This is a genomic window from Sandarakinorhabdus sp., assembly GCF_031422795.1.
In the GTDB taxonomy this organism is placed as follows: domain Bacteria; phylum Pseudomonadota; class Alphaproteobacteria; order Sphingomonadales; family Sphingomonadaceae; genus Sandarakinorhabdus.
Map to the genome: position 1 here is coordinate 1 of NZ_JANPML010000379.1, position 26,290 is coordinate 26,290.

General features: G+C 62.6%; 25 protein-coding genes. 15 read left to right on the top strand and 10 right to left on the bottom strand.

Going from position 1 to position 26,290, the window contains the following annotated elements; translation table 11 throughout:
- On the bottom strand, positions 1–1,413 hold a 1,413-nt coding region (locus RMO81_RS13175), incomplete at its 3' end, for a peptide chain release factor 3 (protein WP_310476351.1).
- Positions 1,414–1,604: 191 nt separating this feature from the next.
- On the opposite strand from RMO81_RS13175, the gene RMO81_RS13180 reads away from it, so the two are divergent.
- Together RMO81_RS13180 and RMO81_RS13185 are read left to right on the top strand one after the other, a co-directional pair.
- Positions 1,605–2,669 (top strand): D-alanyl-D-alanine carboxypeptidase family protein, encoded by a 1,065-nt coding sequence (locus RMO81_RS13180; RefSeq protein WP_310476352.1) that lies wholly within the window; start codon positions 1,605–1,607, stop codon positions 2,667–2,669.
- A gap of 1 nt (position 2,670) precedes the next feature.
- A complete protein-coding gene (locus RMO81_RS13185; RefSeq protein WP_310476353.1) occupies positions 2,671–3,057 on the top strand; it encodes a RidA family protein in 387 nt (128 codons plus the stop codon).
- A gap of 63 nt (positions 3,058–3,120) precedes the next feature.
- Here RMO81_RS13185 and RMO81_RS13190 read toward each other — a convergent pair whose 3' ends face one another.
- The 3 genes from RMO81_RS13190 to RMO81_RS13200 form a co-directional block, all read right to left on the bottom strand.
- Positions 3,121–3,552, bottom strand: a complete 432-nt coding sequence (locus tag RMO81_RS13190; protein ID WP_310476354.1) for a hypothetical protein — start codon at positions 3,550–3,552, stop codon at positions 3,121–3,123.
- 591 nt (positions 3,553–4,143) lie between these two features.
- Positions 4,144–5,262, bottom strand: coding sequence for an ionic transporter y4hA (locus RMO81_RS13195; protein ID WP_310476355.1), 1,119 nt, complete (start codon positions 5,260–5,262; stop codon positions 4,144–4,146).
- 8 nt (positions 5,263–5,270) lie between these two features.
- The gene (locus tag RMO81_RS13200; RefSeq protein WP_310476356.1) at positions 5,271–6,446 is read right to left on the bottom strand and encodes a DcaP family trimeric outer membrane transporter; all 1,176 of its coding nucleotides are present in this window, start codon (positions 6,444–6,446) and stop codon (positions 5,271–5,273) included.
- Between the two features lie 359 nt (positions 6,447–6,805).
- Between RMO81_RS13200 and RMO81_RS13205 the strand changes: the two genes are divergently transcribed.
- From RMO81_RS13205 to RMO81_RS13225, 5 genes are all read left to right on the top strand, one after another.
- Positions 6,806–8,089, top strand: a complete 1,284-nt coding sequence (locus tag RMO81_RS13205; protein ID WP_310476357.1) for a TolC family protein — start codon at positions 6,806–6,808, stop codon at positions 8,087–8,089.
- Positions 8,086–9,096 carry an efflux RND transporter periplasmic adaptor subunit gene (locus RMO81_RS13210; protein ID WP_310476358.1) on the top strand — a complete coding sequence of 337 codons (1,011 nt, stop codon included), beginning with the start codon at positions 8,086–8,088 and terminating at the stop codon, positions 9,094–9,096. The genes RMO81_RS13205 and RMO81_RS13210 overlap by 4 nt, the downstream gene beginning before the upstream one ends.
- A 94-nt stretch (positions 9,097–9,190) precedes the next feature.
- Positions 9,191–10,279 carry an ABC transporter permease gene (locus RMO81_RS13215; protein ID WP_310476374.1) on the top strand — a complete coding sequence of 363 codons (1,089 nt, stop codon included), beginning with the start codon at positions 9,191–9,193 and terminating at the stop codon, positions 10,277–10,279.
- The gene (locus RMO81_RS13220; RefSeq protein ID WP_310476359.1) at positions 10,276–11,394 is read left to right on the top strand and encodes an ABC transporter permease; all 1,119 of its coding nucleotides are present in this window, start codon (positions 10,276–10,278) and stop codon (positions 11,392–11,394) included. Before RMO81_RS13215 ends, RMO81_RS13220 begins: the two co-directional genes overlap by 4 nt.
- Positions 11,394–11,795, top strand: a complete 402-nt coding sequence (locus tag RMO81_RS13225) for a DUF2147 domain-containing protein (protein ID WP_310476360.1) — start codon at positions 11,394–11,396, stop codon at positions 11,793–11,795. Before RMO81_RS13220 ends, RMO81_RS13225 begins: the two co-directional genes overlap by 1 nt.
- Before the next feature lie 38 nt (positions 11,796–11,833).
- Here RMO81_RS13225 and RMO81_RS13230 read toward each other — a convergent pair whose 3' ends face one another.
- Genes RMO81_RS13230 through RMO81_RS13245 form a run of 4 tightly spaced genes read right to left on the bottom strand, consistent with a single transcriptional unit; the run spans position 11,834 to position 17,549 of the window.
- A complete protein-coding gene (locus RMO81_RS13230) occupies positions 11,834–12,892 on the bottom strand; it encodes a type II asparaginase (protein ID WP_310476361.1) in 1,059 nt (352 codons plus the stop codon).
- A gap of 5 nt (positions 12,893–12,897) precedes the next feature.
- Complete coding sequence (locus tag RMO81_RS13235; protein ID WP_310476362.1) at positions 12,898–14,505, bottom strand: bifunctional aspartate transaminase/aspartate 4-decarboxylase; 1,608 nt, start codon at positions 14,503–14,505, stop codon at positions 12,898–12,900.
- 36 nt (positions 14,506–14,541) lie between these two features.
- Complete coding sequence (gene aspT, locus RMO81_RS13240) at positions 14,542–16,224, bottom strand: aspartate-alanine antiporter (protein ID WP_310476363.1); 1,683 nt, start codon at positions 16,222–16,224, stop codon at positions 14,542–14,544.
- Between the two features lie 47 nt (positions 16,225–16,271).
- On the bottom strand, positions 16,272–17,549 hold the full coding sequence (locus RMO81_RS13245; RefSeq protein WP_310476364.1) for an amidohydrolase: 1,278 nt from the start codon (positions 17,547–17,549) through the stop codon (positions 16,272–16,274).
- 177 nt (positions 17,550–17,726) lie between these two features.
- Here RMO81_RS13245 and RMO81_RS13250 point away from each other — a divergent pair, with 177 nt between their 5' ends.
- The gene (locus RMO81_RS13250) at positions 17,727–18,239 is read left to right on the top strand and encodes a hypothetical protein (RefSeq protein ID WP_310476365.1); all 513 of its coding nucleotides are present in this window, start codon (positions 17,727–17,729) and stop codon (positions 18,237–18,239) included.
- A 444-nt stretch (positions 18,240–18,683) separates the two neighbouring features.
- On the opposite strand, the gene RMO81_RS13255 is transcribed toward RMO81_RS13250, so the two are convergent.
- Positions 18,684–19,430 carry a methyltransferase domain-containing protein gene (locus tag RMO81_RS13255; RefSeq protein ID WP_310476366.1) on the bottom strand — a complete coding sequence of 249 codons (747 nt, stop codon included), beginning with the start codon at positions 19,428–19,430 and terminating at the stop codon, positions 18,684–18,686.
- Positions 19,431–19,510: 80 nt separating this feature from the next.
- Here RMO81_RS13255 and RMO81_RS13260 point away from each other — a divergent pair, with 80 nt between their 5' ends.
- Genes RMO81_RS13260 through RMO81_RS13290 form a run of 7 tightly spaced genes read left to right on the top strand, consistent with a single transcriptional unit; the run spans position 19,511 to position 24,872 of the window.
- Entirely contained in the window at positions 19,511–19,930 is a 420-nt protein-coding gene (locus RMO81_RS13260; RefSeq protein WP_310476367.1) for an ABA4-like family protein, read from the top strand.
- On the top strand, positions 19,927–20,118 hold the full coding sequence (locus tag RMO81_RS13265; protein ID WP_310476368.1) for a DUF1289 domain-containing protein: 192 nt from the start codon (positions 19,927–19,929) through the stop codon (positions 20,116–20,118). The genes RMO81_RS13260 and RMO81_RS13265 overlap by 4 nt, the downstream gene beginning before the upstream one ends.
- The gene (locus tag RMO81_RS13270) at positions 20,115–21,140 is read left to right on the top strand and encodes an LLM class flavin-dependent oxidoreductase (protein WP_310476369.1); all 1,026 of its coding nucleotides are present in this window, start codon (positions 20,115–20,117) and stop codon (positions 21,138–21,140) included. Before RMO81_RS13265 ends, RMO81_RS13270 begins: the two co-directional genes overlap by 4 nt.
- Before the next feature lie 2 nt (positions 21,141–21,142).
- Positions 21,143–21,589, top strand: coding sequence for a UDP-N-acetylglucosamine--LPS N-acetylglucosamine transferase (locus RMO81_RS13275; protein ID WP_310476370.1), 447 nt, complete (start codon positions 21,143–21,145; stop codon positions 21,587–21,589).
- A 5-nt stretch (positions 21,590–21,594) separates the two neighbouring features.
- Positions 21,595–22,086: a glycosyltransferase gene (locus tag RMO81_RS13280; RefSeq protein WP_310476371.1), complete on the top strand. Its 492-nt coding sequence runs from the start codon at positions 21,595–21,597 to the stop codon at positions 22,084–22,086.
- Between the two features lie 4 nt (positions 22,087–22,090).
- Positions 22,091–22,900 carry an acyl-CoA thioesterase domain-containing protein gene (locus RMO81_RS13285; RefSeq protein ID WP_310476372.1) on the top strand — a complete coding sequence of 270 codons (810 nt, stop codon included), beginning with the start codon at positions 22,091–22,093 and terminating at the stop codon, positions 22,898–22,900.
- Between the two features lie 31 nt (positions 22,901–22,931).
- Positions 22,932–24,872, top strand: coding sequence for an alkyl sulfatase dimerization domain-containing protein (locus tag RMO81_RS13290; RefSeq protein ID WP_310476373.1), 1,941 nt, complete (start codon positions 22,932–22,934; stop codon positions 24,870–24,872).
- Positions 24,873–25,067: 195 nt separating this feature from the next.
- Here the strand turns inward: RMO81_RS13290 and RMO81_RS13295 are convergent.
- Positions 25,068–26,290, bottom strand: a 1,223-nt coding sequence (locus tag RMO81_RS13295; protein WP_409049620.1) for an LVIVD repeat-containing protein, incomplete at its 5' end; no start/stop codon positions are given.

Below are 26,290 nucleotides of genomic sequence, written 5' to 3' on the forward strand. Positions count from 1 at the left end.
GGATCGCATCTTCGCGATCGCCTCGCCACGGTCGCGTGGCGGCGTGTCGATGTTCACGCCGGGTCTGCTGGCCGATGCGGAGAACATCGGCAACTTCTCGTCGGACCTCGACGATGTGCAGCGGGCTGCCGGCATGTTGCAGGAGGCCGGATTCGATGTGCTGCAGGCCACTGAGTTCATGATCAACTTCAGCGGATCGCGCACCCGCACGCGTTTCAATATTTCCGGCGCGAAATTGGGGATGCCGGTGAAGGTGACATCGTCCTTCTCCACCAGGCTGTCGCCCACGCGCAGCACGCCATGGTTGGGGATACCGATGATGTCGCCGGGAAAGGCTTCATCGGCGATCTCGCGGTCTTGAGCGAAAAAGAAGATCGGCGAATTGATGGCGATCAGCTTGCCGGTGGCCATCTGCTTCAGCTTCATGCCGCGCCGGAACCGGCCACTGGCCAGCCGCAGGAAGGCGATGCGATCGCGGTGCTGCGGGTTCATGTTGGCTTGCACCTTGAACACGAAACCCGAAACCTGCGCGCCATCCGGATCCACCGCCGCCGGCAGCGCCGGTTGCGGGCGCGGGCTTGGTGCCATCGCCGCAATCGCCTCGATCAGGTCAAGCACGCCGAAATCCTTCAGCGCCGAACCGAAGATCACCGGGGTGAGCGAACCGGCGCGATATTTCTCGATATCAAGATCGGAATAGCCGCCCTCGGCCAGCTCGGCCTGTTCGCGCAGCCGGCCCGCCATCGGCCCGGCCAATTCTTCGATGCGCGGATCATCAAGGCCATCGACCTCGACCACGTCGCCGGCCAGCCGGCTGTCGCTGCCGTCGGGCTTGTGGAAACGGCGGCGCTTCAAATCATAGATGCCGGTGAACTCGCCGCCCATCCCCGCCGGCCAATTCAGCGGCGCCACGTCCAGTTGCAGCATGTCGGCCACTTCATCGAGCAGATCGAACGGATCGCGGCCTTCGCGGTCCACTTTGTTGATGAAGGTGATGATCGGCACATCGCGCAGGCGGCAAACCTCGAACAATTTGCGGGTCTGCGCCTCGATGCCCTTGGCCGCGTCGATCACCATCACCGCGCTGTCGACCGCGGTGAGGGTGCGATACGTGTCTTCGGAAAAATCCTCGTGGCCCGGTGTGTCGAGCAGGTTGAACGTCACGCCGGCGCGTTCGAAGGTCATCACCGATGACGTGACGGAAATGCCGCGCGCCTGTTCGATCTTCATCCAATCCGACCGCGCCCGGCGGTTCTGGCCGCGGGCGCGCACTTCACCGGCGGCGTGGATGGCGCCGCCAAACAGCAACAATTTTTCGGTCAGCGTCGTCTTGCCGGCATCGGGGTGCGAAATGATCGCAAAGGTGCGGCGGTTCCTGACCGGGTTGGTTGACAAGGAAAACGGTGCGTTCATGCAATGGTGGCCGGCAACGATTGGGCGCGCGGCGCATCGCATGCTCAAGGGCAAAGGGCAAGAGCAGCGCCCACCTGTTGCAATCGGGAGACAGGCCGGGGCTGCGTCGCTGCGCCACCGTCATTCTTCCCTTTGCAGCGACGTGCCAATCAGGTTAATCTTTATTGCGTGGCAAAAGAGGGAAAGACGCGTTGCTGATCAAGGCCCTGGCACGGACTGTTGTGATGCTGCTGGCACTGCTGGCGCCATCTGCTTATGCCGCCAGCCTTTATTCCGCGCCGCGCTATGCTGCCATCCTGATCGATCACAGCACCGGCGAAGTGCTTTATGCCCGCCGCGCCGATGAAATCCGTTATCCGGCCTCCATCACCAAGGTGATGACGCTGTATGTTGCCTTCGAAGAATTGGCCGCTGGCCGGCTGCGGCTGGACGACGACATCCGCATTTCGCGCCGGGCCTTCAACCAGGCGCCGTCGAAACTGGGCCTGAAAGTCGGTGCAAGGATCAGCGTGCGCGATGCCTTCGGCGTGATTGCCACCAAAAGCGCCAATGATATTTCGGTGGCGCTGGCCGAACATATCAGCGGCAGCGAATCCGAATTTGCCGAGCGCATGACCAGCACCGCCCGCCGTCTGGGCATGGCCAACACGCGATTCTATAACGCATCGGGCCTGCCCCACGGTGATCACACCACCACGGCGCGCGATATCGCCGTGCTGTCGCGCGCCATGCTGCGCGATTTTCCCGATCAATATCCGCTGTTTTCCAAGGCGCATTACCAATATCGCGGCCTGGCCGTGGCCAATCACAACCATCTGCTGCGCACCATGCCGGGCGTGGACGGGATCAAGACCGGCTTCACCAACGCCGCCGGCTTCACACTCGCCGCGTCCGCCGTGCGCGGAAACCGCCGCCTGATTGCCGTGGTGCTCGGCGGGCCGAGCCGGCTGGGCCGCGACAACAATATGCAGGATCTGCTCAACACCGGGTTCGAAGCGCTGGAATCGCGCCGGTTTGGGCAAGCCTTCACCGTCGCCAGCCGCTTTGCCGAGCCCGATGATCTGCCCGACGCCGTGATGGACAGCTTGGCCGGAGATGTCGCGGCCATCGATGGCATGGTGCAAATGCCGGCAAGGGCCCCGACGCAGGCCGTGGATGTGTTCAGCGCAATCAATGCGCTGGGCGACAAGGGCGTGACAGGGGCCGCCCTGGCCGGCGCTCGTTCCGCCGGCGGCGGCGCGCTGCCACGCCGCTGAGATGACCATCACCCGCCTGAAAAGTGGCGCGCCGTGGGAGGCGCTGGTGGGCTATTGCCGCGCCGTGGTGGCGCCGCCGTTCGTGTTCGTCGCTGGCACGGTGGGCCGCAATCCCGACAGCGGCGAACTGCCCGCCGACGTGGAAGGCCAATGCGCCAACGCGATCACCATCATCGGCCGTGCCCTGGAAGCCGCCGGCACGGATTTCGCCCATGTCGTGCGGGTCACCTATTATGTGCCCAATCGCGCCGATTTCGAACCCTGCTGGCCGCAACTGCGCGCCGCCTTCGGCGAACACCCACCAGCCAGCACGGTGATCTTTGCCGATCTGATCGACCCGGCGATGAAGATCGAGATCGAAGTGACGGCGGTGCTGCCGGCGACCTGAAGGAAAAGGGGCCTCCGGCGGGCAGGGGCTGAGCCCCTGCACCCGCTTTCGTTTTCGGGAGCGCTAGAACGGCAGCGGTGCCAGATCAGGCGCCACCCAGTCTCGCCGCGCTGCTGCGCTGAACAGCGTCTCGCGATGCCAGTGCGCCAGCAACCAGTCAGACCGGCCCTGCATAGACGCCATCAATCTCGCCAGCACGACATGCAACGGCGTATCCGGCCCCTGCGCCGCCAGGTGATGCGCCGCCGCCCTGAGCGACGCGATGGTGATGCTGTGGTGATAGCCGCCGTCATCCGTGTTGGGCGTGCTGGTCGCCTCGTTGTAGCGGCTGATCAACCGGCGCATCTCGTCATATTCTGCCAGATCGGGCCGGTGCCGCAGCAGCCACAAGGCCGCCGCGAAATGGCCCGCATGCGTCCATTCCGCCTTGGGCAAAGTGCAATCGATCATCGCCCGCGCCAGCCGCGCGATGTCATCGTCCTTGGTCAAAGTCATACGGCCTTCCTTCTTATCTTACCGCCCGACCAGCACAAAAAAACCCGCCGGCCAGGCGGGGTTTTTTGCACATCGATGGCAGGCGCCGGACTATCCGAACCTCGAACTCACCGCGCGCACCAACACCGCCGCAAAGATGCGGCTTTGTTGGCAGGGCGGGACAACCATCAGTTTCATGAGCGCACCCGTAGCAGCCGGGCCGGGCAGGTTCAAGAACAGCCGCAGCCCGAGGCGCGGCCGATTGCGAAGCGAATGCTCGCACTGGCCAGCTGATTCAGTGGCAGGAGAAGAGAATGCAGGCCTCCGGCGGGCAGGGACTCGTCTTTGCACCCGGTTGCTTTCGGGTGGGCCGGATGGGGAGTGTCCGCTTGCGACCCAATTGTCATCATCCGCCGCCCAGCCTGCGGGCGACCGCTTCGGGCAACTCCGGACGTTCCAATCAACTTGTTCGAGTTGAACTCAGGAGCTGACGCCTCCCGCAAACCCGGTGCGGTTCCGTGCCAAAGTCGATGCGTTGGCCGCCCTCACGTTGTACGCGTAAGAAAAGTGACGGTGGAAAGCGTCTGATGGAGGCCAGCGCATGCGCTGGCCTCACGGGATCACCACTAAAAAAAGGTAGAGCGCGAGTATCACGAGGTGCACAGCGCCCTGAAGAATGGTCGCGCGTCCGGCGCCCAGTGTCATTGTTGCTACGATGATCGTGAGCGCGAGAAAGATTTGGTTGGTGCCGCTCAATCCGAGGATCAATGGTTCATTCGTGAAGATGGCAACGCCAGCGACAGCTGGAAGTGTTAACGCCGTTGAGGCGAGTGCAGAGCCAAGGCCAAGATTAATGCTCGTCTGAAGTTGGTTGCGACGCGCTGACCGCAACGCCGAAAATAACTCGGGTAACAAAACTGTCGCTGCGACGATCACGCCGACGACGGCCGCCGGCTCTACCACATTGGCAGCTCGCATCGCCGACTCCAATGCCGGGGAAAGCTTCTTTGCAATTAGAACGACAGCGGACAATGCCACCAGAAGGACAACAGCCGCAAGCGCGGTCGCCTTGTTGGAGGGAGCATGACTTGCCGGAGGGTCGGCGTCATCGAGAGTGTCCGCTGCCAAAAAATCGCCCCGGTGACGCACAGTCTGGACGAACAGGAAGACGATATACAAGCCAAATGACGCCGAAGCGACGAAGACCAGTTGCGCTGTCGTATAGATTGGACCTGTTGCGGAGCGGGTAAAGCCGGGGAGCACCAGCGCAGATATGGTAAGCACGGTAAGGACCGCGAGAAACGATGAGGCGGCGCGTAGACTGACCACTGGTTCATGATATCGCCAGCCAGCGACCACCAAGCAGATCCCGAGCACCCCATTGCATGCGAGCATGACAGTCGCAAAGACGGTATCGCGCGCAAGGGTCGATCCGGCAGGTGATGTGTCGTACAGCATGACCGAAACAATCAGCGAGACTTCAATCAACGTGACCGCAAGAGCGAGGACTAGCGAACCAAAAGGCTCGCCAACGCGATGGGCGAGAACTTCAGCGTGGTGCACAGCGGCGACGATCGTGCCCAACAGCACAATCGCCATCAGGATCAGAATAAGCCCGCCCGCCTCGTGAACGCTGGCGTAGATGAGCGCAGCCCAGGCCAGCAGCGGCACGGCCCACGACCAAAGCGGCATCGTCTGCTTCTCAAAAGCGCCGTTTTCTATAATTTGCATGGCCCGTTCTATTTGGCTTTGAGCAAGTCGCTGCTGGAGAAGCTGGCCTTGAACGTGACTTGCGTCCTGATGTCATCCCCGCTCCGACCGTCGTTGTCAGTGCGCTTCCCGTATAGCAACTCGCCCCCGACGAGGACATTCCGCATCGGTTGCCACAGCAGGTTGCCCGAGGCATATTCGCCCTTGTGATACGCCGAAGCAGTTTGAAAATTTGTGTTTTCCACGCGCGTCATGCTGTAGCCCAGCGCCGATGTGAAAGATTTTGACCAGCGGTGGTCCACATAGGCGATAATGCCAAGCAGTGGGACAGCCTCGGCCTCGAGGCCAAGCGCAAGGCCCGGCCCCACTGGAACGGTGCGTGGCGCAAGATCAGTGCCGCCGTCGTTCATGTAACTCGCGATACCATGGCCATAAACGACCCCGGCGCGAAGCGTCGTCGCCTTGGCGATATTGAATGACGTCCCAAAGTTGAGACCCCAGCCAATCCGACTGTCTTTGGGCTGATTATTGGGCGTTCCAGCGGTTTCAACGGCAAGCTTGGTCAGCAGCCCTGATAGTTGGACATGGCCCCAGTCGCCAACGTACCGCGCCTGGGCGGTCAAGTCCGGCAAAGGCGTTACATCGCGCAGGTTGGCGGCGAGATCGGGGTCGATTTGGCGAATTCTGCCCACATCGATATCTTCGTTCGGGGATTCGATGGCAACAGCAAATTTGAAGCCGGCTTTGTCGACGACAGTCAGGCGGATCTGCGGGTTGCGGACAAAAGCCATGCCGGTCGGCCCCCAATAATCGACGACATTTGGGAACAGGTCGGCATCCATGAAAAGAGAATTGGTCTGGCCGGCGAGTATTGGCCCCCAAGCGGCCCAAGCGTGACGCAGGCGGAATGTCGTCTTGCCGGCATCAACGCCGACGCCGAACAGATCGAATTCGAACTGGCTGGTCAGCTCGTTCGATCCGGCAGGGGTCGAGGCTCTAATCCCAAGCCTTGTCTGCCGCGCACTTAGTGTTGCTTCGCCATCGCCACCGAATTGGCCCTTGGTGGTCGGAATCTTGGATGGCCGCAAAGCCGCTGTCCAGCTGGGGTCGGCGCGACGGAAATTCTGGATATAGTCGAGTTGCACAGACCCATAGACTTCTAAGGCCGACTTGGCATCTTGAGCATTCGCGGCGGTGGCGGCCATGGCAAATGCGAATGCCATGAAACGCGAACCCGTATTTAACGAAGATGGCATGTGATGGATCCCGTTGCTCGCCAAAGCCCTTCCGCGGGCGGTTAACTGCCCATCGGACAAACGCTGTTAAATCCGTTGAAGTGCCTGTCACGCATAGGCAGAAATACGATTAGCCTGACGATGTGAGTGACCCAAATCGGGTTACTTTGACGGCGATGAATTGCCTGTTAAACAACTAGAATAAGATCATGAGGGCTGATTTGGCGATCCTTCCAACACTTCAGTCGCATCGTGCTGCGCTTTGGCGAATTGGCATTGTGGCGGGCTTTTTTCCGGCCACGATTGGCCAAGCCCAGCCGTTGCCAGCTGTGCCGATCAGTTTCGAGGCCGCGTCCATTCGCCTGACCCAAGTATCGGACGGGCTGGCGGCCAGCGCGGCGCAAGTGAAGGCAAAACAGGCGCAGGCCGGCGCTGTGGCAACCTTGCGCCGCCCAGAAATCAGCATCGATGTCCGGCAGCTCGAATATCAGAAATCATTGTCGCTAAGCACCGGGACGATCGGTCCATCGCTCGGCTTGCCTGGTACCCTTGATCTTGCGGTCGGCGGCCGGGCATTCCGGCCGGTCGTCAGTGCGGTCATGCCGCTGTACAGCGGCGGCCAGATCAGTGCGACACAGAATGCCGCGCGGGCGGGCATTCGTGAAGCAGAAGCCGGTGTTGCCGATACCGGCCAGTCGCTGGCCCTGCAGCTTGTCCAGGCCTATTTCGGTCAGCAACTCGCCGCTGCCGTGCTGGCGGTGCGGACCGATGCACGCGCCGGGCTGGACCGGCACTATCAGGATGCGCGCAAGCTGGAGCAGCAGGGCTTTGCCAGTCGCGCGCAGGTGCTGCAAGCGCAGGTAGCCCGCGATGATGCGGAACGGGATTATCAGAAGGCCGGCAACGATCTGGCGACAGCGACCGCCTATCTCGCCAATCTATTACACAGCGACGCGGAGGTGCTGCCGACGACGCCGTTGTTCATTGTGTCGGCCCAGATGGAGCCGCTCGATGACTTTGTCGCCTCAGCCGAAGCCCGGCATCCGCAGGTCGGGCGGTTGGGGGCACTGGGCGATCAGGCGCGCGAGGGGGTGCGTATCCAGCAGGCCAAGCAGCGTCCGCAGGTCTATTTGTTCGGCCAATATGACCTGAACCGGCGCGAGTCGCTGTTCACCGAGCCAGACTATATTTATGGGATCGGGCTGAAATACACTTTCCTGTCGAGTGCCGATCGCGGCCAGCAGGTCAAGGCCGCGCGCGCCATGCAGGCCGCAGCCGAAGCCGGACTTCGGCAGGTTAAGATCGATCTGGCGACGGCAACGACCCGAGCATACAATGATCTGGACACGGCGCGCAGCCAGTATCTGTTGCTCGATTCAAGCCTTGCCGCATCAGCCGAGCATTTGCGCCTGCAACAATTGTCGTTCCGCGAAGGGCTGGCGACCTCGCTCGATGTCATCGATGCGCAGTTGCGACTTAGCGGTGCGCGGGTGCAGCGGGTGCAGGCGGCCTATCAATTCGATGTGACCCTCGCCCATTTGCTTGCTGCTAGTGGGCAGGTAGACCGTTTCGCTAGCTATATCGCCCGTGCCGACAAGAGCATTGCGCCATGATCGAAGTACCAGATTCCCCGATCGCCGGCCGCAAGCGCTGGCTGGCGATCACGGCCTTTGTCATTGTTGCTGCCATTGTCGGCATCGGCTTGTGGTTGTCGCGGCAGGCGGGGCCGGAACAGGTGCAGGCGATGGTCGATGCCGATGAAATCATCGTGTCGGCCAAGGTCGCCGGACGGGTCGAGCGGCTGTATGTGGCTGAAGGCGATCGGGTTGCGGCCGGACAAAAGCTGTTCACGCTGACCGGGCCGGAAATTGCAGCAAAACGCGCCCAGGCCGAAGCGGTGATTGCCGCGGCACAGGCGCAATCGGCAAAGGCAAGGAACGGTGCCCGGCGCGAGGAAATCGAGGCCGCGCGCGCCAACGCAGCGCGGGCCGAAGCTGGTGAAGCGCTGGCCAAAGTGACCTATATACGAACGCAGAACCTGTTCACCGAGGGCGTGATCGCGGCACAGCGGCGTGACGAGGCGCTGGCCAATTTCAAATCATCGAGCGAAGTCGCAGCCGCTGCGCGGGCGCAATATGCACAGGCGCTTGCCGGCGCGCGCAGCGAGGATGTGGCGACGGCTGGGGCGCAGGTGCAACAGGCGCAGGCGGCGCTCGCCGAAGTGGCTGCAGCGGAGGCGGAAACACGGATTGCCTCGCCATTGGCCGCTGTCGTCACCCGCAAGATGGTCGATGTTGGGGAATTGGTGCCTGCGGGATATCCGGTATTCACGCTGACCGATATCGACCATGCCTGGGTGGCGTTCAATCTGCGCGAGGACCAGTTGCGCGGGGTAAAGCCGGGTACGTTGATCAGCGGAATAGTGCCGGCGTTGGGGGGCAAGCGCGTTGATTTCCGGGTCTATTTTGTCAACCCGGCGGGCGATTATGCGACCTGGCGGGCAACGCGCCAGTCTTCGGGATACGACATTAAGAGCTTTGAAGTCCGAGCTCGACCGGTTGCGGCGACGCCCGACCTGCGCCCCGGCATGAGCGTGTTGTTCGAAAGTCTGGCAAAGTGAGCGGGTTGCCCCGCATGGTCACCAAGTGACCGGATGGCGCCAAACGCTGGCGCGCGAAATCGCGTTTCTGCGCGGCAGTTCTTGGGATCTGGCCATGTTGACGTGGATCCCGCTCGTGTTGCTGGCAATGATGTCGTGGCTTTTTGCGGGCGGGGTGGCGCGCGATTTGCCGATCGCGGTGGTCGATAATGACCATGGCGCGGTGGCGCGTCAGTATGTGCAAATGCTCGATGCGACGCCGGGCGTGCGGGTCAGCGCTCGGCCGGTGACGCTCGATGAAGGCTTTGCGCTGGTACGCAGCGGCAAGGTCTGGGCGGTGGTGGTCGTGCCGGCAGGCACAACCAAGGAGATCAATCGTGGCGGGGTCGGCACGCTCGTTGCCTATCCAAACGCCGCCTACAACACGCAAAGCGGCGCGGTGATGCGTGATATCGGCAACGCCAGCGGGCGGCTGGGGCTTGGCCTTGGGGTCGACACCGGGGCGCGGCTGAAGGGCACTGCAGCAACGATGGTGCCGCCGCTGCGGGTGGAGGCGCGAACGCTGTTCAACCCGCAAACAAGTTATGAACTACTGCTCGTGCCGCTCATTCATACGGCGATTTTGCATCTAATGATGTGCCTGGGCGCGGCATCGGCGGTGGGGCGCGAATTGCGCGATGGCACGGCGGCGGAATGGCTGGACGGTGCCGGCAACAACATCGGCATCGCTGTTGCTGCCAAGCTTGTGCCCTATGTCGCGGTTTACACCTTGTTCGGCGTTACCGCGCTGGCGGCGTTCAGCGGCAATGGCTGGCCGGTCGCCGGCAGTGTCTGGTTGCTGCTTGCGGCGCACTTGCTGCTGTATCTGGCCTATGCCGGTATCGGTGTGCTGTTCGTCGGCCTAACGCGCAAGATGATGATGTCGCTATCATTGATCGGGGTTTATGCAGGGGCTTCGCTGGCGTTCAGCGGCGCGCTGTTTCCCACCGACGGCGGGTTGTTGTTCACCCGTATTTTCAGCGCGATGACGCCGTTCCACTGGTTCGCGAGAGCGCAGGCCCAGCAATTGGAGGCAGCGGCACCCATGACAGCGACGATGCCTTTGCTTGGCGTCATGCTGGCCTTTGCGCTGGTGTCGTTCGGGCTGGCGCTGCCGCTACTGAGGGGACTGGCGCGCGATCCGACCAGTTGGGGCCTGCGGTGACGTTTCGCGGCGCCTTTGCGTTGACGGTGCGGACGGTTTTCACCGATGCCTCGGCGGTGGCGACGCTGGTGCTGGCGGTGGTGCTTTACTCGTTTTTCTATCCTGCCGCCTATCAGGCACAGGTGGTGACCTCGCTGCCCGTCGCCGTTGTCGATCTCGATCATTCGGGGCTCAGCCGCTCGCTCATCCGCCGGGTCGCGGCGACTCAGGGCGCGCATCTCGTCGCCATGCCGGAAACATTCGACGAAGCGCGCAGCTTGCTCGCCACCGATATCATTGACGCTATTCTGGTCATCCCGGCCGGACTGTCACGCAATGCGGCGCGGGGCCAGGCCGGCCAGATCATGCTGTTCGGCAGCGGGCTCAACCTCAATCGTGCCAAGACGACGCTGGTGGCGTTGGGCGAGGCATTGGGGGCGACCGGACGCGATGCCGCGTTGACACGGGCGCGATATACCGGGGCGCCGGCGCCGCCATCGATCAGATTGATTCCGCGCCCACTGTATAACACCCGCGAAGGCTATGGCAGCGCCGTGGTGCCGGCGGTGGCACCGGTCATCATCCACCAGACGCTGCTCTTCGGCATGGTGATGCTGGCCGGCACACGGCGTGAAGGGATGGGGCGGCTGCGGTTCAGCCTGCCGGGTTTTGCCGGAGTGGCGAGCGCCTTTGCCACGTTGGGGATGCTCAACGCACTCTATTATCAAGGCTGGATGTATTGGGTGCAAGATTTCCCGGTCAACGGCGGCATCGGCGCCGCGCTGGTGGCGACGTCGTTGTTCATCGCGGCATCGGTGATGTTCGCCATGTTCGTCGGAAGCTTCTTCCGCACCCGGGAACGCAGCGTACAGTTGCTCGCAGTGACGACAGTGCCAATGTTCTTTCTTTCGGGCTTCACCTGGCCTTCGCCGCCGCTGCCGCTACACTGGCTGGCGCAATTGCTGCCCACGACGCCAGGCATTGCGGCGCTGGTCGGGGTCAACCAGATGGGTGCCAGTCTTGCCGAAGTGCACGGCGCGCTTGGGCATCTGGCGCTGCTGGCGCTGGCTTATGGCTTGCTCGCGTGGTGGCGGCTGTGCATCTTCAACACTGCCGCTGAAAAGGGAACAATCTGATGATCGCTGCTGTTCGGATGCTCGCGCTGCTGGCCTTGACGGCAGGAGTAGCAAATGCGGCGCCGCCGCCCAAGTATCGCACCTATCGCAACCCGTCGAATTCGGTTCACATCCAGCCGCGCCCTTGCGGCGCCAATATCTGCGGTGTCGTCGTCTGGGCGAATGACAAGGCCAAGGCCGATGCGGCAAAGGGCGGCACGCCCAATCTTGTCGGGCAGCAGTTGTTCAGGGAATTCACGCCCGTCGGCCCCGACAAATGGAAGGGCAGCGTGTTCGTTCCCGATATCAACAAGACATTTTCGGGCCAGGTCGTGCGGACCGGCCCGAACACGTTGAAGGGCACCGGCTGCCTTTTCGGCAAGATGGGCTGCAAGTCGCAGGAATGGACGCTGGTCAAATAGCATGATTCCGGCCCGGTGAACCGGGCCGGAAATCACACTCAATATTCGTTGAACATCGCCTGGATCTTGCCGACATTGCTGGTCTTGGTAAGCGCCAACATCAGCAATACCCTCGATTTGGCGGGGTTCAGCTCGGCTGAAGCAACGAGGCCGAGCTTGTCGTCATCAACTTCATTGTTGCGATAAACGATACCCGATGCAAGCCGCGTGCTGCGCACCACAACGACGCCGGCCTTGGCCGCCGCCGTAACGCGATCTAGCGCCGCCTCGGTCATGTTGCCATCGCCGACGCCAGCAATGACCAGCCCCTTGGCGCCCAGCTTGACCGCGGCATCGATCAGATCGGGGCTCATGCCGGCATGCGCATAGATGATGTCGACACGGGGCAGCTTTGTCAGGCCGTCGACATTGAATTCACTGTTCAGCCCATGTTTTTTCTCCAGCGGCGCGAACCAGGTGACGACGCCGGTGTTGCTGACGCCGGCCGGGCCGCGATTGACGCTGCGGAAGGTTGCGACATCGGTAGTGTTGGTCTTCACGACGTTGCGGGCATAGTCGATCTGGTCGTTGAGCACAGTGACCACGCCGCGACCCTTGGCACCCGGGCTGATCGCCACGGCGACGCCGTTGTACAGGTTGCTGGGGCCATCGGCGCTAGTCGCGGTGGCCGGGCGCATCGACCCGACCATCACGATCGGCTTCTCTGTCCTGGTGACCAGATCCAGGAAATAACCGGTTTCCTCCACCGTATCGGTGCCATGGGTGATGATGACCGCATCGGTGCCGGGTGATTTCACCACTTCGCCCAGCCGCTTTGCCAGCTTCAGCCAGACTTCGTCGTTCATGTCCTGGCTGCCGATGTTGACCACTTGCTCGCCGCTGATCATCGCCAGCTTGTCGAGATTGGGCACCGCCGAAATCAGGTCCTTGATGTCGAAGGAGCCGGATTTATAGCCATAGCCGCCCTCGGGCGCCTGTGCGCCTGCGATGGTGCCGCCGGTGGCGAGGACTGTCACCCTGGCGGTGCCTTGCGCCGCAAGGGCACCGGTGGCCATCATCAGTGCCGCAACCGTGGTCATCAGAAATCTGCTTTTCATGGCGGTCACTCCTGTACTTTGCTAGCTTCGAAGGCGTCGCGATATCCAACCGCAACGGCCCGGATGGCCCGGCCGATATCGTCGTAAACATGGTCGGGCATATTGGCGAAGGATACCCGCACCGACCAGGGTGGCGCATCGAAGCCACTGCCGTTCAACAACACGACACCATGGTCTTCGGCCAACCTGAACACCGGATCGAGCGGGTGGACATTGGCCTTCACCCAATCGACAACTTCGTTGCCGACATGTTTGCGCATCCAGAATTCGAAATCGATCAGGCCATAGTAGTAATCGAAATGGTCGTTTTCGCCGACATCGATGCCCAGCCCTTCGATCGTCGCCCGCACCCGCGCCTTGCAGATGCCGATGCAGCCGAGCTGATATAATTTCTTCGTGTCCATCAGTTCTGACAACGAGAAGAACATCATCTGCACCTGCTGCGGCAGCGAAAGCCCGGCGGTGTGGTTCAATGCCACGTCGCGGCTGTCGGCGACGATACGATCGATGAAGGTGATGTCGCGTGGGTGCAGAGTGAGCGCGTGATAGCGCTTGTCGATCAGCTTCAGCGTTTCTTCGGGCAACGCAGCGACCAGCTTGTCGAAGACGTTGTTCTCGTGAACCGCAATGGTGCCGAGCCGCCAACCGGTGCAGCCGAAATACTTGCTGTAGGAATAAACACCGATGGTGTTGTACGGGAATGCCCCCAAAAGCCCGCGGAAGCCCGGGACGAACGTACCATAAACATCATCAGTCAGGATGATCAGGTCGGGACGCTTCTCCAGGATTTCGCCTATCTTGGCGATCACCTTGTCCGACAGCGCGATGGCGCTCGGGTTGCCCGGATTGACGACAAAGAACGCCTTGATCTTGGGATCGAGCAGCTTGTCGAGCTCTTCATCGCTGAACTGAAAACCATTTTCCTGCGTCGCAGTGACGTTGACGATGTTGAGGGCATAATCCTCGAGCAGCGGCATTTCGAGATAGGGTGTGAAGATCGGCACGCCGAGCGCAATGGTGTCGCCCGCGTTGAGCAGCCGGTTCGACTTCATCGTCTTGAAGATATAGCACATCGCCGCGGTGCCGCCTTCGACGGCATAGATGTTGAACTTGCCTTCCGGCGCCGGGTCACCGCACATCGCCCATTGCAGATACTCGCGCACCACGACTTCGTTGTGGACGAGCATCCGGTCGGGAACGGGGTAATTGTCGCCGATGATGGCATCGACGAGTTCATGGACGAATGCATCCGGTTCAAAACCGAAATGCGCGATGGTCCAGGGGATCATGGCGGTCAGCCAGTCGGCACCGGGATAGCTGTCGTGCGCCGCAAGCCATTTTTCGGCCCGTGCCGCAATGCCCGGCGCCTTGGCCATGCCGCCGATACCGGGCGGCAGGTCCATCACGCGCTTGCTCTCCGAAATGGCGAAATGGCCAAAGGTGAAAAACGCCTCGCGCGGGGTGGTCGCAATCCAGTTGGGGTTGCCCCGCCCGGCGTTGATATAGGTCAGCGACGACGTCGACGCCACAGTCTTGATTGCCGCCTTGGAAAGGAACGCCTTGATTTCGAACGGGCTCAGCGCCGCGTATTGCTCTAGTGTAATAACGTCCATGATCGTCTCCTCAAGGGTATTGGTTCGTTTAAAAAATCAGCTCGCGTTCATCATCAGCACGATGACCATGCCGAAAATCGTCAGCAGCATCTGGCCGACGGCATAGGGCAGGCCATAGCCGAGCGCCGGCACCTTGCTGCGCGCGGTTTCCTGGATCATGCCGAGCGCCGCGGTTGTCGTGCGCACCCCGGCGCAGATGCCAAACAGGATGGCAGGGTGGAATTTGAAGACATGATGCCCCAGCAGGACGGCGATGATCAGCGGCAGGCTGGTGGCCACAGCGCCCCAGATGAACAGGCTGATCCCCACCGATTGCAGCCCGGCGACGAAACCTAGCGCCGCATTTATGCCAACGATCGCGATGAAGACATTCAACCCCAGCGTGTTCAGCAACCACAGCGCCGGCCCGGGAATGCTGCCGATCGTCGGGTTCACCGCGCGGAAATAGCCGAGCAGCAGGCCGGCAAGCAGCGCGCCGCCCGAGGTCGACAGGCCGAGCGGAATGCCGCCAATCTGCACGCTGAGCGCGCCGACGAGGCCGCCGATGACGATGCCGACCGACACGACCATAAGATCGGTGGCTTCGACCGGCCGATCGGCATGGCCGATGGCGTTGGCGAGCGCGTTGACGTGCGTCCGGCTGCCCTGCACCGTTAAAATGTCGCCGCGCAGGACTTCGGTTTCCGGCAGGATCGGGATTTCGACGAGGTTACGGGTAATCTTGCGAAGATAGATCCCACGCGCGGGGCCTTCGTCGGCCAGTTCGCGCAACGTCTTGCCAGCGTATATCTTGCTGCGCAAAAACACATCGACCTGTTCGACCGGAATATCGAGCAGGATACGGTCATCGACTTCCGTCATGACGCGATCGACCTGTTCGACGAGCATCGGCCGCGGGCCGGAAATCGCCACGATATCACCGGCCTTCAGCACCGTGGTCGCATCAGCCTCGATAATCGCATCGCCGCGATGCACCCGCTCGACAAAAATGCGCAGGCCAGGGAACAGGTCGCGCACAGGCTTGCCGGTCAGATCACCTTCGGGCACCCGATAGGCGCGGACATCGACATTGCGATAGGCCGAGAACACTCCAGCATCCTGCCCCGAAACGCCGCCCATTTCGGCTTCATATTCGGCGCAGGCCTTGGCCAGATCGACTCCGATCAGCTTGGGCCCGATCGTTGCCAGGATGATCGCTGAACCAATCGTGCCAAAGATATAGGTGACCGCATAGGCAATCGGAATCGCATCATTGTATGCCCGCGCCTGTTCCGGCGCCAGACTGAGCCGCGCGATCTGGTCGGTTGCCACGCCGATTGCCGCCGATGAGGTTTGCGATCCGGCATAGAGCCCGGCGGCATAGCCCAGATCAAGCCCGGCGATCTGCGCGCAGGCAAAGGGAACCAGCAGGCACAGCATCAGCACCAGCACCGAAAACACCAGCTGCTTGGGACCGTCCTTGCTCAACCCGGCAAAAAATTGCGGCCCGACGCCATAACCGACAGCAAACAGGAACAGCATGAAAAAGGCCGATTTGATCGGTCCCGGAATCTCAATCCCCAACTGTCCTATCGCGACCGCGGCAAGCAGAGTCGCGGTAACATTGCCCAAGTTAAAACCGGCAATCTTCTTGGGCCCGATCCAGAAACCGACTGCCAGTGCGATGAAAATCGCCAATTCAGGGTAGGTTCGCAGTGTAGCAACCAACCATTCACCCATGCGACTGAACCCCCGATAGAACAGAACGGTATTTCATCGCCAGACGCTCATTCGGCAAACAGCGACAAGATGGAAACAGTGTTGACCTTGGTGCCGAGCGGCACGGCGGCCAGATCGACGAAAAAATCAGGATTATGATTGGAATAGGGAGCCATCCGCCCGGCCTTCACGGCGGCCGTGTATCGATCCATCGGTGCAACGCCGATCAGCAGGAATACATAGGGCACCTTGGCCGCAACCATGACTTCCTGAAAATCTTCCGACCCGGTGACGGCGGGAAAATTGTTGATGACCATATTTGGGCCAAGCAACTGCTTAAGCGGTTGATCGATCGTCTTTACCAGCGCTGCGTCGTTGACAAGCGGCACCGCCGAACCCTTCATCGCGCGGGTTGGCATTTTGTCGATCGCTACGCCGGCGCCGATGGCGACACCGCGGCTGACCTCGTCGATCCGGGTCAGCAACTGGCCGCGCACCGTCCTATCGAACCAGCGCAGGTTGAGTTTCAGTACCGCCGTCTGCGGGATGACATTATTGTCCCGGCCGGCTTCGATGGCCCCAACGGTAAGGACGGCGGCGCTTTGCGGGTCGATGTTACGGCTGATAATCGTCTGGTAGCCGAGCACCGCCTGGGCAGCCATCACGACCGGGTCGATCGTCATCTGCGGGGTTGAGCCATGCCCGCCCAACCCGGTGAACGTTATGTCGAGCTGGTCGGTTCCAGCCATCCGCACGCCTGGCGAGTTAGAAACCGCGCCGACCGGGCCCGGCGCGGTATGGCTGCCAAAGCCGAGATCGGGCTTGGGGAAACCGCGGGTCAACAGACCGTCCTTCAGCATTGCTTGAGCGCCAAGCCCAAGCTCCTCGGCCGGCTGGGCATAGACGAGCAATGTGCCCGACCAAGCCTGCTTCATTTTCGCCAGCGCCCGCGCCGTGCCCAGCAGCCAGGTAACATGCGCGTCGTGACCGCAGGCATGCATTGCCCATTCGTCGCTGCCGTCAGGCAGCTTCTGCCGAGCCTTCGCCGCATAGGGCAGGCCGGTGATTTCCTCGACGCCATTGGCATCCATATCGGCTCGATACCAGATGGTCTTGCCGGGGCCGTTGCGCAAAACCCCCACCACACCGGTTCCGCCGATGCCGGTTGTCACCTCGAATCCCAATGCCTTGAGCTCGCTCGCCACGATGGCGGCGGTCCGGGTTTCGGTGAATGGCAGTTCGGGATGCGCGTGGAGGTCCTTGAACAAAGTCTCCAGCCGCGCGGCGTCGGCGTCGACCAGAACGCTGGCCCGATCGATGACCGCCGGTGAAAGCGGTGCCGACACAGCAGCGACGTGGACCGAGCACAACAAGGTTGCCAGCGCGGCCTTGGTGGTGTTGCCATACCGCCAGCTCATTTTATGCCTTTGTTTCACTTACCCAATGATCAGTTTTCCATACGCTAGACAGGAGCCGATTTGATTGATAAGTGACCCAAATCAGGTCATTTAGAGAATTGCGTCATGCGCGTTACGGTCAATCAACAGGCCGCACTAGAAGATGCTCGGCTGGTCATCTTCGAAGTGGGCAATTGCTTCCTGCTGCAACATCGGATGCTTGCCGAAATGCTTGGGCTGAAACCTGTGCCGGCTTTGATCGTGCTGACGGTGGCGATATCCACGGTGCAAAAATACATGCGCCAGAACGTGCGTGATCCGGCTTATCGCGGGTCAGTACCACTCCCCGACGCGCTCTCGGGCGGTATCAGCCGCCGGGCGATAGCCCGAGCCACTGGCCTGCCGACCGAAACGGTGCGCCGCTGCGTCGAGGAAATGGTGGCAATCGGTCGGCTGGAGATATTGACCGCGCAAAAGGTACGGACACCACCAGGCAGCATTTCCTGGCTATCCGGCGAGCACCTAAAGGCCATGGTTGCCTCGGTCGCACGCCAAGCCGATACGCTTGGTCGCGCCGGCGTGCTTGAGTTTAGCGCGTCGCGTCAGACCGCCAACTCAGCGCCTGGGCAGGCGAAATGATTGCGGTCAAAGCCATACCGCTACGTTGCCATAACGATGGTTATCGACGGTGCGTGCTTGAGGGTTAGTGTCGGTTTGCGGTTTGGAATTGCGTTGGCTAATGGTGCAGTGGCATGAGCCGTCGCGCTGACGATCGTTGCAAGACCGCTGGCCGGGTGCAGCGGCCACGCGGCCGGCTGTCCTACAGGGGCCAAGCCTGTCATTGCGGTGCTACCCGACGGCCTAGTGTGGGCGGTGCGCGGTGGTTTGAAAAATACTGAACCCCACACGAATCGTCAAAACTGTCAAAACTTTGCCGCGTGAAATGTCGGCACCTGATGCAGGTTCGGCAGCGATTTTTTTCTCTTTGAAAGATTGAGAACGGCGTGCCGAAGGGGCCGCCCGAAAACGAAAGTGGGTGCAGGGGCTCAGCCCCTGCCCGCCGGAGGCCCTGCTTCAATCCACTCAGGGCTTCACGAACCGATAGTAAAACCGATTGGTTTTGCCGCGCAGCGCCGGATCGAACACCAGTTTCGTCGGATCGTCGCCGGTCATTTCCAGGATCGGGACGCTGCCAGCGTAGCGGAAGCCGGCGCGGGTCATGTCGGCTTTGACCACCTCGGCATCGATGCGGTGGGTCTTGTCGGCCTGGGCGCGGCTGTCCATGCCGGGCACGCCGTAGTGATCGATGATCAGCACCACGCCGCCGGGTTTCAGGGCGGCGAACAGGCGGGCGTTGTAGGGGTCCACTTCCATGCGCGGATATTTGTATTTTTCGCTCTGCCAATAAAGGTCGTGGTAGGTGAGGTGATAGAAGGCGGCGTCGAGCTTGTCGGGCATGGGGGCTTGGCCGGGCGGGCCGACGACCAGTTCGACATTGGCGTTGCGCTTTTTCACCGCGTCCCAGGCGGCGGCCGTCTTGGGATCATCCATGTAGCTGACGGGTTCGATGGCAAAGACCTTGCCCTTGGGGCCGACATGGCGGGCGAGCAATTCGGTGTAGTATCCTTGGCCGGCCATGACATCCATGACGCGAGCGCCGGGGCGGATCAGGCTGTGGGCCAGCACTTCGGCGGGCTTGCGGCCGGCATCCAGAGCCACCATCGCTTCGGGACGGCCCGGCCCATTCACCACTGCAAGGGACCTTGGCACAGGTGCGGCCGCCGCCAGCAGCAAAGCCATCCCGGCCAATCCAATCAGGCGCCTCATCATCTGTCCTCCCCATTTTTCGCAATGCTGCCATAGCGCCGCTCGCTTGACCATCACCGCCGCCGCTACCATTGTGCGCCGGAATGACGCCTGAGAACCTGTTCAGTCTTGCCAGTGTCGCCGTATTGCCCGGTTGGTTGGCACTTGCCTGTGCGCCGCTGGACCGCGCCCGGCTGGTTTTGCTGGCGCGGGTGATCGCGGTGCTTTTGTCGGGTCTGTATGTGACGCTGCTGGCGACGGGACTTGCGGGTGACGGCCCGCCGCCGGGTGCGGGTTTCGACACGCTGGAAGGGGTGCGCCTGCTGCTCTCCTCTCCGCAGGCATTGCTGGCGGGCTGGGTGCATTATCTGGCGTTCGATCTGTGGGTGGGCAGTTGGGAAGCCGAGGATGCCGCGCTGCCGCACTGGCTGCTATTGCCCTGCCTGGCGTTCACCTTCGTGGCCGGGCCGGTAGGGCTGCTGCTCTATCACCTGCTGAAGGCCGGCCGAAAGCTGCGGGCATGAGCGCGCTGCGCAGCGTCGCGTCGCCCTGCATCAACGTCTGCCAGATCAATCGGCGGACGAGCTGGTGCGAGGGCTGCCGCCGCACCATGGATGAAATCAGCCGCTGGCCGCACGCCGGTGACGACGAACGCCGCGCCATCCTCGCCAGCCTGCCGGAACGGGTGGTGAAGAAAGGACTGTGGCGATGATTGCGCTGTCCGTTCTTGACCAGACGCCGATCCCGGAAGGCGTGACGCCGGCGCAGGCGCTGGCCAACAGCATCGATCTCGCCCGCCATTGCGAGGCCTTGGGCTATCAGCGTTTCTGGCTGGCCGAACATCACGCCAGCGCCGCCTTGGCCGGCAGCGCGCCGGAAATCCTGATCGGCGCCGTCGCCAATGCCACCAGCCGCATCCGCGTTGGTTCCGGCGGGATCATGCTGCCGCATTATTCGGCGCTGAAAGTGGCGGAACAGTTCAGCCTGTTGGCCGGCCTGCACCCCGGCCGCATCGATCTGGGACTGGGCCGCGCGCCGGGCAGTGACCAGCGCACGGCGGTGGCCCTGCAGCAGGATCGCCGCCAATACGCCCCCAATCAGTTCCCGCAGCAGCTGGCCGAGCTGATCGGCTATCTGGAAGACTCGCTGCCCGATGATCACCCGTTCCACGCCTATGCCGCCACCCTGCCCGGCCGGCCGCATGTGCCGGAGCCGTGGGTGCTCGGTTCCTCGCCCGACAGTGTCGCCTTCGCCGCTGATCTGGGCCTGCCCTATTGCCTTGCCGATTTCATCGCGCCGCGGCTGGGCGAATTGGCGGACGCGTATCGCGAGCAGTTCCGCCCCAGAAATACTTTGGGCCACGCCGGCGACAAACCGCATCTGATGGTGGCGGTGTGGACGGTGTGCGCCGAAACCGATGCAGAGGCGCTGCGCCTCGCCGCCCCGGCGCGGATGATGTTCGCGCATCTGCTGATGGGCAAAAGCATTTCGGTGCCGCCGCCTGAAGTGGCGCAGGCCTGGCTGGCAGACCGGCCCGACGTGGCCAAGGCCTTTGCCAGTCGCCGCGTTGTGGCCGGCAGCCCTGCCACCGTGCGCGCCGGACTTGAGCAAGTGATCAAGGAATATGCGCCCGACGAGCTGATGCTGGTCAACATCCTGCACGGCCATGACGACCGCAAGCGCAGCTACACATTGGCGATGGATGCGATGAACCCCACCAAGGGTGCGGCCTGACCATGGCGAAACGGGTACTGGCCATCGCGTCCGGCGGCGGACATTTCATCCAGCTGATGCGCCTGTCGCCGGCGTGGAGCGGCCACGAGGTGAGCATCGCCACGGTGGATCAATCCAGCCAGGCATTGGTGGGCGATACGCCGTTCCACACCTTCCGCGATGTCTCGCGCGCCGATTGGTGGCATATTCCGGCCACGACACTGGCGATCGCTGCCATATTGATCAAGGTGCGCCCGCAGGTGATCATCACCACCGGCGCACTGCCGGGGCTGATCGCCTGCACCCTGGCCCGCCCGTTCGGCGTGAAAAGCCTGTGGGTGGACAGCATTGCCAACAGCGAAATCCTGTCGGGCAGTGGCGCGTTTGCCAGCCGCGTGTGTTCGCAGGCTGTCACCCAGTGGCCGCCGCTTGCCACCGAAAAGGCGCCGCATTGGGGCAGCGTGCTGTGAGGGGCGTGTTCGTTTCGGTCGGAACGATGATGCCGTTCGATCGGCTGACCCGTGCCATGGACGATTGGGCCGCCGCCAACCGCCACGTGCCCCTCGAAATCCAGATCGGCAAGGGCGCCTATGAGCCGCGCCACGCCCGCTGGGTGAGGAAGCTCACCCTGCCCGACTATCAGGCGCGGGTGGCGGCGTGTGATTTGTTTGTCGCCCATTGCGGCATGGGTTCGATCATCAGCGCCATCGAAGCCGGCAAGCCGATCCTGATGCTGCCCCGCCTGCAAACCCAGGGCGAGCACAACAACGATCACCAGCTTGCCACCGCGCGGCATATCGGGATCCGCCCCGGCCTGCATGTCGCCGCCGATGCGGACGATCTGAAAGCCCGGGTCAGCGCTCTGCTGGCTGACACCGGGCCGGAAAAGGCCGGGGCACCTGCCCCGATTTCGCGTTTCGCCGATCCGGCCTTCACCGCCCGCATCCGCGCCTTCATCGAGAGTTGAATCCGTGCACCCGTTCATCCCCGTCGAGCCGACTGACCGCCCCGGCCACTATCGCTTCACCGTGCCGAAGAATCTGTGTGTCGGCCCGCCCGACCGCCTGTTCATGTTTGGCGGCGTTGGCCTGGCCAGTGCGCTGGCCGCGGTGGAGGCGCACACTGGCCGCCCGACGGTGTGGGCGGCGGCGCAATATCTCAGTTACGCGCGGCCCGGAACGGAGCTTGATCTGGAAGTGATCGTGCCGGTGACGGGCAAGTACAACAGCCAGGCCCGTGTCATCACCCGCGCGGGCGATCAGGAAATCATCACCGTCAACGCCGCGCTGGGCAGCCGGCCCGACAGCCCGCACCATCAATGGGCGGAGATGCCACAAGTGCCGCCGCCGGAAGACTGCCCCGAAATGACCATCCGCTGGCAGCGCGATCCGGATGACATGAACAGCCAGTGGGAACGCCGCGTTGCCAGCGGCAGTTTCGGGCGGGATCGCGGCAAGGCGCCGCCTGCCGCCGATGGTATCGGCCGGCTGTGGGTGCGCCCGGTGAACCGCGATCTGACCATCGATCGGCTGGTGCTGGCGGTGATGGCGGATTTCCTGCCCAGCGGGGTTGGCAACGCGCTGGGCGCGAACGCCGGCGGCAACAGCCTTGATAACACCATTCGCTACATGAACTTCGTGCCGACCGAGTGGGTGCTGGCCGATATCCGCATCCACGCCGTCCATGCCGGCTTTGCCCATGGCCGCGTGCATCTGTTCGCCCAGGATGGCACGCTGCTGGCCACGGCGAGCCAAAGCCTGATTGTGCGAATTCACAGTTGAGGGCGCGGGCGTGCGGGCCTAGCCTTCACCCATGACACAGCACCTTATCGCCCTGCTCCCCACGCTGCTTTGGGCCTCTGCTGCCACGGCCGCCCCGCCGCCCACCGCAAGCCCACAGGCGCAGGCCGACAATGCCGCCCTGGCAGCGTCGCTCAACTGGGCCGACCAACAGGATTTCGATTTCGCCAGTCGCGGCTTTTTGGGCTCAATCACCGACGGCAAGATCCGCAACGCCAAGGGCGAGGTGCTGCGCGATCTGGCCGATGAAGCCCAGTTCAGCGGACCGGCGCCGGCCACGGTGAATCCCAGCCTGTGGCGCAACGCGACGCTGGTGGCAAAGCACGGCCTGTTCCAAGTGGCGACAAGCATCTGGCAGGTGCGCGGGCTGGATCTGGCCAACATGACGATCATTCGCGGCACCACCGGCTGGATCATCGTTGATCCGCTGACCGGCGCCGAAGCCGCGAAGGCCGCCATGGCGCTGGTCACCGAGAAACTGGGCCCGCGGCCGGTGGTCGCCGTCATCTACACGCACAGCCATGTCGATCATTTCGGCGGCGTGCTGGGCGTGGTGAATCCGGCCGATGTCGCCGCCGGCAAGGTGCAGATCATCGCGCCCGAGGGATTCCTCGAACACGCCGTTTCGGAAAATGTCATCGCCGGCCCGGCCATGCTGCGCCGCGCCACCTACATGTTTGGCCAGGCGCTGCCGCGCGGGGCCACGGGCCATGTCTCTTCCGGCCTCGGCCCGATGGGCACGCCCGGCACCTATGGCCTGATCCCGCCGACGGACAGCATCACGCCGGCCAGCAACAACCGCACCATCGACGGGGTGGAATTCCAGTTCCAACTCACCCCCAGCACCGAGGCGCCGGCGGAAATGAACTTCTACCTGCCGGCATGGAAAGCGCTGTGCCTGGCGGAGAACGCCAATGGCGCCATGCACAATGTCCTCACCCCGCGCGGCGCGCTGGTGCGTGATGCCAAGGGCTGGGCGGGCTATCTGGTGGAGGCGAAGCGGCGCTGGGGCGGCGAAACCGATGTGCTGTTCACCAGCCATTTCTGGCCGCGCTGGGGCAAGGATCACATCAACGATTATCTGCTGCGCCATGCCCAGGCCTATGCCTTTGTCCACAATGAAAGCGTGCGGCTGATGAACACCGGCCTGAACGCGGTGGAGATCGGTGAGGCGATCAAGCTGCCCGAACCGCTGGCCACGGCGTGGTTCAACCGGCCGAATTACGGCAGCCTGAAATTCAACGCCCGCGCGGTTTATCAGCGCTATCTCGGCGCGTTCGATGGCGATCCGGCCAGCCTCGATCCACTGCCACGCGCCGATCTGGCGCCGCGTCTGGTGGCCCAGATGGGTGGGCCCAAGAAGGTGTTGGCCGCCGGCAAAGCCGCCGCTGCCAAGGGTGATGACCGCTGGGCTGCGACTTTGCTTTCAACGCTGGTGCGCGCCGCGCCGGAAACCAATGGGGCCAAGGCGGCTCTGGCCGGCGTCTATCGGCAGTTGGCGTGGCGGGCCGAAGCCGCCCCGTGGCGGGATTTCTATCTGACCGGCGCGCAGGAACTGGAACAGGGGATCAAACCCAGCACCCAGGCGGCGGTCGCCGGCATCGCTGCCAATCTGTCGGTTTCGATGCTGCTCGACAGCATGAGCGTGCGGTTGGTGCCGGATCGCGCCATCGCACCGCTGACCATCGCCTTTGAAATTCCAGACGCCAAGGAACGTCACCTCGTCAGCATCGGCAACGGCGTGATGCTGCACGAAAAGGGCGTGAATGATGCCGCGCAGGCCACTTTGGTGGTGCCGCGCCGGGCGCTGATCGGACTGATCGGTGGCGCGGTGAAAGCGCCCGACCTGATCGCGGCCGGGCAGCTGCAAATCAAGGGCGACCTCACGGTTTTGCAGCGCTTCATGGGCCTGTTCCAGCCGCCGAAGCCAGATTTCCCGCTGGTCGCGCCGTAAGTGATGTTCGCCTCCTGCGAATTTCAATTGGCATGGGTTGAAGAAAAAGGAAGCAGGGCCTCCGGTGGGCAGGCCTGAGGCCTGCACCCATTTGTTTTCTTGCTCTTCATGCCCAATTTTCGTCGGCGGGGGCGCACCAACGAAAGTGGGTCCAGGGGCTCAGCCCCTGGCCGCCGGAGGCCTTCTTCCTTGCGATCACTTCCGCAGCGGCGACCACGCCCCCATGTCGACCCGATCGGTCACGCGATAGGGCTGGCCGTTTTCGCCGATGAAGAAATGCTCGGTTTCCTTGCGGTTGAACGGGCGCGAACCCAACCGGCCCAGAATGGCGATCTGGCCGCCGGTTTCATCCACGGCGCGATCCCGATCCAGCCCCTTCGATACCGACAGCGCCGGGCGGGCGGTGCGGGTGAAGGCAATCAGTTCCGGCATGGGTTTGGGCGAGAAGCCATAGAAATTGGGCTGGGTGATCGGGCTGGTCAATTGCAGCACCTTCACGCCGTTCTTCCCGTCCGCCACATAGGCGAACAGTGTCGCGTTGGTGGTGGCCACCACCACGTCCTCTGCATCATTCAGCGTGCCGTCCGCCGTGAAGCGCTGATAGAGTTTGGGCGCCAGTGGCTTCTTGATGTCGACAATCACCAGCCCTTCGCCCTTGGCGGCGACATAGGCATAGGTGCGGGCAAGGTAGAATTTGCGCGCGTTGGCAATCGGCAGCGTCGCTTCGGGATGATGGATGGGCCGGGACAGATCGGCGATGTCGAACACCTCCAGGCCATTCGCCGTTGTCACCCACAGATAACGGAACTGCACGGCGCTGGCCCGCGCATCGGCAAGTGGCAGCGCGGCGGCGAGTTTCGGCGCCTTGGGATTATCAAGATTCACCACCACCACCCCGCGCGGCGTGGTGACATAGGCCATGTAGCCGGCCAGGGTGATGTGGCGGGCGCCATTCAGCACGCCATCCGGGTTCCACGCCGTGCGGCCACCCTCCAGCGTGGTGCGCTTCAGGAAATTGTTGCGCGGCTCACCATCGGTGAGCGTATCGACATTGACCAGCAGCAGGCCTTCGACAGCATCGGTCACCACCGCATAGCGGTAGATCTCGTGCATTTTCTGTTCCTGGTTGTAGCCGGCCAGCGGGTCCGCCAGCGGTTCACCCTTGGCGCGCTTGTCCTGTTCGCCAACGATCTTGTCGTTGCGCGGCACCGACACCGATTGGGTGGTGGCAATCGCCATGCAGGTGGCGTTAGCGGTCTTCACCTGGGCATCATGGCCCAGCGCCGAGAAGGGTGATTTGACGATGCGTTCCGATACGCCCTTGTTCGAAAGATTGGCGATGTCGTAGGCGACAAAGCCGCCCTTGCCTTCGGCGACATAAAGATACTCGCCGCGGTTCTGGATGCAGCGCACTTCAC